General features: G+C 70.4%; 1 protein-coding gene. It reads right to left on the reverse strand.

Translation table 11 applies throughout. The features are described 5' to 3' along the window. Positions 1–64 precede the first annotated feature (64 nt). Positions 65–979, reverse strand: coding sequence for a methylenetetrahydrofolate reductase [NAD(P)H] (metF, locus tag IEZ12_RS00135; RefSeq protein ID WP_189270207.1), 915 nt, complete (start codon positions 977–979; stop codon positions 65–67). Positions 980–993: the final 14 nt, after the last annotated feature.

A 993-nucleotide genomic window follows, 5' to 3' on the forward strand; every position in this document is an offset into this window, starting at 1 on the left:
GGAACCCCACATCACCGGTCGGTCGAACCCCGGCGGCGTCGAAGGGCCTGGCCCGCAGGGGCCGTCAGTGCTTGTTCAGGCCCAGGTTCTGGTAGATCTCCAGCGTCGAGGTGCTGTGGTTGAGCGTGATGAAGTGCAGGCCCGGCGCGCCCTCCGCCAGGAGCCTCTCGGCCATGGCCGTGGCGTGCTCCAGGCCGACCGCCCGGACCTCGGCCGGATTCTCGGCGGCGGCCTCCAGGCGGCGGCGGAACTCGGGCGGGAAGTCGGAGCCGGACAGCTGGGGGAAGCGGACCAGCTGGCGGATGTTGGTGACCGGCATGATCTCCGGGATGATCGGCGTCTCGCAGCCGGCCGCGGCGACCCGGTCGCGCAGCCGCAGGTAGTCCTCGACCTCGAAGAACATCTGGGTGATCGCGTAGTCCGCGCCGGCCCGGCACTTGGCGACGAAGTGCTTGATGTCCTCGTCCCACTCGGTGGAGCGCGGGTGCATCTGCGGGAACGCGGCCACGCCGACGCAGAAGTCGCCGATGCCCTTGATGAGTTCGACGAGTTCGTAGGCGTAGCTGACGCCGTCCGGGTGGCGGACCCACTCGCCCATCGGGTCGCCGGGCGGGTCGCCGCGGACGGCGAGCACGTTGCGGACGCCCTCGTCGGCGTACTGGCCGATGATGTTGCGCAGCTCGGCGACCGAGTGGTCGACGGCGGTGAGGTGCGCGACGGGGGTGAGGGTGGTCTCGGTGGCGATCCGGCCGACCAGGTTGACGGTGCGGCCGCGGGAGGAGCCGCCGGCGCCGTAGGTCATGCAGACGAAGTTCGGGTCGAGCGCCTCGACGCGACGGATCGCGTCCCAGAGTTTGCGTTCGCCCTCCTCGCTGCGGGGCGGCATGAACTCGAAGGAGAAGGAGCGGTCGCCTGCCGCCAGCAGGTCACGCACGGTCTGTGCGCGGTCGCTTCTGGTGGAGGGAATCCCGAGTGCCATGCAGGCAGGTTAGC

The organism is Kitasatospora griseola, from assembly GCF_014648555.1.
Lineage (GTDB): Bacteria > Actinomycetota > Actinomycetes > Streptomycetales > Streptomycetaceae > Kitasatospora > Kitasatospora griseola.

Excerpts from the sequence above, each read along its gene's own strand:
- metF (WP_189270207.1), bottom strand. The coding sequence starts at position 979 with ATGGCACTCGGGATTCCCTCCACCAGAAGCGACCGCGCACAGACCGTG.